The following is a 4,293-nucleotide window of genomic DNA, read 5'->3' on the forward strand; positions in this document are numbered from 1 at the left end:
GGGTGGTGTGGCTGCCGCGGCCGGTGAGCGGATCGCCGATCTGCCGGCCGCCGCGGTCTGGGGTCTGCTGCGTTCGGCGCAGTCGGAGAACCCCGGCCGGTTGGTCCTCGTCGACCTGCCCGCCGGTGGGCCCGGTGCGCACGCCGCCCTGCTCCCGTCCGCCGTGGGCAGTGGCGAGTCGGAACTGGCCGTCCGCGGTGAGGCGGTCCACGGGCGGCGGCTGGTCCGCCCGGCGGGTGAGCTGGTGGTGCCCGAGGGTGGTCTGTGGCGGCTGGAGCCGGATGCCGGTGGTTCGCTGGAGGGTCTGGCCCTCGTGGCGGTGCCGGGGGCCGGTGAGCCGCTGGTGGCGGGGCAGGTCCGGGTGGCGGTCCGCGCGGCGGGTCTGAACTTCCGCGATGTGCTGATCGGCCTGGGCATGTACCCGGGCGGCGGTGTGATGGGCAGTGAGATCGCCGGAACGGTCCTCGAGACCGGTCCCGAGGTGACCGGCCTGGTGGCCGGTGACCGGGTGATGGGTGTCGCCGCCGGAGGCTTCGGTCCGGTGGTGGTCACGGACGCGCGCCAGCTGGTGCGGATCCCGGCCGGTTGGTCCTACGCCGACGCCGCGTCGGTGCCCGTGGCCTTCATGACGGCCTGGTACGCCCTGGTGGATCTGGCCGGTGCGAAGGCCGGCGGGCGGGTGCTGGTGCACGCGGGTGCCGGTGGTGTCGGCATGGCCGCGATCCGGATCGCCCGGCACCTGGGCCTGGAGGTGTTCGCGACGGCGAGCCCGGCCAAGTGGCCGGTGCTGGCCGGGCTGGGCCTGGACGAGGCGCACATCGCCTCCTCCCGCGATGCCGGGTTCGAGGCGGCCTTCCTCGCCACCACCGGTGGTGAGGGTGTCGACATCGTCGTCAACTCCCTGGCGGGCGAGCTGACGGACGCGTCGCTGCGGCTGCTGCCGCGTGGTGGGGCGTTCGTCGAGATGGGCCGTACCGACCTGCGGGACGCGGACGTCCTGGCGGCGGAGCATCCGGGGGTCGTCTACCGGCCGTTCGACCTGGGCGAGGCCGGCCCCGAGCGGCTGGGCGCGATGCTCGGCGAGATCGTCGGACTGATCACCGCCGGTGAGCTGACCGGGCTTCCGGTGCGGGCCTGGGACGTGCGGCGGGCGCGGGAGGCGTTCCGCTTCATGCAGCAGGCGCGCCACACCGGCAAGCTGGTCCTCACCGTTCCCGCCGACCTCCACGCACCCCGCGGGGGCGGCAAGTCGGCACTGGTGACGGGTGGTACGGGCACGCTGGGTGGTCTGGTGGCCCGGCATCTGGTGGTGACGGGTCGTGCGGACGGGCTGGTGTTGACCAGTCGTTCGGGTCCGGCCGCTGCCGGGGTGGCGGTGTTGGCCGCCGGGTTGGCGCTTTCGGGTGCTTCGGTCGACGTGGTCGCGTGTGACACGGGGGAGCGGGAGGCGCTGGCCGGGCTGCTGGCGCGGGTTCCGGTGGAGCGTCCGTTGCGGACGGTGGTCCACACCGCGGGTGTGCTGGACGACGGGGTCATCGCGTCGCTGACGCCGGAGCGGGTGGCCGCGGTGATGCGGCCGAAGGCCGACGGTGCGTGGCATCTGCACGAGTTGACGCAGGACCTGGGCCTGGACCTGGATGCGTTCGTGCTGTTCTCGTCGGCCGCGGCGACGTTCGGTGTTCCCGGTCAGGGCAACTACGTGGCGGCCAACGCGTTCCTCGACGCGCTGGCGGCCGATCGCCGGGCGGCCGGTCTGCCGGGCACCTCGCTGGCCTGGGGCCTGTGGGCGGACGTGAGCGGCCTGACGGCGCAGCTGAGCGACACCGAGCGCTCCCGGATGACCCGCAGCGGGAGCGCCGCTCTGAGCGCGGACGAGGGCCTGGCGCTGATGGACCTGGCCCTCGCCCGGGACGAGGCGGTGCTGGTGCCGGCCAAGCTGGACCTGGCCGGGCTGCGGGCGCAGGCCGTCCGCACCGGTGACGTCCCGCCGCTGTGGCGGGCGCTGGCCGGCCGTCCGGCCCGGCGCAGCGCCGCCTCCGGCGGGGCGGGCGCGGACTCGCTGCACCGGCAGCTCGCCGCGCTGCCCACCGCGGACGGGGACCAGCTGCTGCTGGACCTGGTGCGCGCCCACGTGGCGGCTGTTCTGGGGCACTCCTCCGCCGAGGCCGTCGAGCCCGGCCGGGCCTTCACCGACCTGGGCTTCGACTCCCTCACCGCCGTGCAGCTGCGGAACCGCCTCACCACGGCGACTGGGCTGCGGCTTCCGGCCACGCTCGTCTTCGACTACCCCAACCCGGCCGCCCTCGCGGGGCACCTGCGCGGGCGGCTCGGCGGCGGGCCGGCCACGGGCGCACAGGCCCCGGCCCCGGTCGGGGCGGCGGCCCACGACGAGCCGATCGCGATCGTCGGGATGAGCTGCCGGTTCCCGGGCGGGGTGACCGGCCCCGAGGACCTGTGGCGCATGATGGCCGACGGGCAGGACGCGATCTCGGCGTTCCCCGCCGACCGGGGCTGGGACCTGGAGTCCCTGTACGACCCGGACGCCGCGCACATCGGCACCTCGTACACCCAGGCCGGCGGGTTCGTGCAGGACGCCAGCGCGTTCGACGCGGGGTTCTTCGAGATCAGCCCGCGCGAGGCGCTGGCGATGGACCCGCAGCAGCGCCTGCTCCTCGAACTCTCCTGGGAGGCCTTCGAGCGGGCCGGGATCGACCCCGCGTCCCTGCGCGGCAGCCAGACCGGCACCTTCGTGGGCGGGTACACGTCCGGGTACGAGATGAGCGTGCTGGCGCACGGCGGTGCCGAGGCCGAGGGCCACCTGATGACGGGGATCGCGACCAGCATCCTGTCCGGACGGCTGGCCTACACCTTCGGCCTGGAGGGGCCGGCGGTGACGGTCGACACGGCGTGTTCGTCGGCGCTGGTGGCCCTGCACCTGGCCGCGCAGGCGCTGCGGTCCGGCGAGTGCTCGATGGCGCTGGCCGCGGGCGTGACGATCATGGCCACGCCGGGGACCTTCGTCGAGTTCTCCCGTCAGCGAGGGCTCGCCCCGGACGGCCGCTGCAAGGCGTTCGCCGCGGCGGCGGACGGCACCGGTTTCGCCGAGGGCGCGGGCGTCCTGGTGGTCGAGCGGCTGTCCGACGCGCGGCGCAACGGGCACCAGGTGCTCGCGGTGCTGCGTGGCAGCGCGACCAACCAGGACGGTGCGTCCAACGGTCTGACGGCGCCCAACGGTCCCTCCCAGCAGCGGGTGATCCGGGCCGCGCTGGCCAACGCCGGCTTGCGCGCGGACGAGGTCGACGCGGTGGAGGCGCACGGCACGGGCACCAAGCTGGGCGACCCGATCGAGGCCCAGGCGCTGCTGGCGACGTACGGCCAGGACCGGCCGGAGGACCGGCCGCTGTGGCTGGGCTCGGTGAAGTCCAACATCGGGCACACCCAGGCGGCCGCCGGCCTCGCCGGTGTGATCAAGATGGTCCTCGCCCTGCGCAACGACCGGCTGCCCGCGACGCTGCACGTGGACGAGCCCACACCGCACGTCGACTGGACGGAGGGCCGGGTCCGGCTGCTGACCGAGCCGGTGCAGTGGCCGGCGGGGGAGCGTCCGCGCCGGGCGGGCGTGTCCTCGTTCGGGATCAGCGGAACGAACGCGCACGTCATCATCGAGGAGGCTCCCGCGCCGGTCGGGGCCGCCGTCCCCGCGGCGCCGTCGGCACCGCCGGCCGTGGTGCCGTGGGTGCTGTCCGGGCGGACCCCGGAGGCGCTGCGGGCGCAGGCCGGACGGCTGCGCGACTTCCTGCTCGACCGGCCGGAGGCGGATCCGGTGGACATCGGGTTCTCGCTGGCCACGGCCCGTACGGTCTTCGACCACCGGACCGTCGTGCTGGGCGGGGACCGGGACGGCCTGCTCGCGGGCCTCGCCGTGGCCGCCGCCGACGTGCCGACCAGGGACGTCCTGACCGGTACCGCGGCCGCGGGCCGCAAGCCGGTGTTCGTCTTCACCGGCGGCGAGTCCGGGTGGCTCGGCTCCGCCGCCGCCCTGCTGGACGAGGCGCCGGTCTTCGCGGCCCGGATCGCCGAGTGCGAACGAGCCCTCGCCCCGTACGTGGACTGGAAGGTGGCCGAGGTGCTGCGCGAAGGGCCGGAGGGCCCCTCGCTCGGCCGGCCGCACGTTCTGCGGCCGGTGCTCTGGGCGGTGATGGTGTCGCTGGCCGCGCTGTGGCGCTCGGCGGGCGTGCACCCGGCCGGCGTCGCCGGGCACGCCGTGGGCGAGCTCGCCGCCGCGCACGTGGC

At 75.5% G+C, this 4,293-nt stretch carries 1 protein-coding gene; it reads left to right on the forward strand.

Features of this window, described 5'->3' with window-relative positions:
• Window positions 1–4,293, forward strand: a 4,293-nt coding sequence (locus tag J0670_RS31620) for a type I polyketide synthase (RefSeq protein ID WP_207815356.1), incomplete at both ends; no start/stop codon positions are given.

The sequence above is a fragment of the Streptomyces sp. FH025 genome, assembly GCF_017427025.1.
Lineage (GTDB): Bacteria > Actinomycetota > Actinomycetes > Streptomycetales > Streptomycetaceae > Kitasatospora.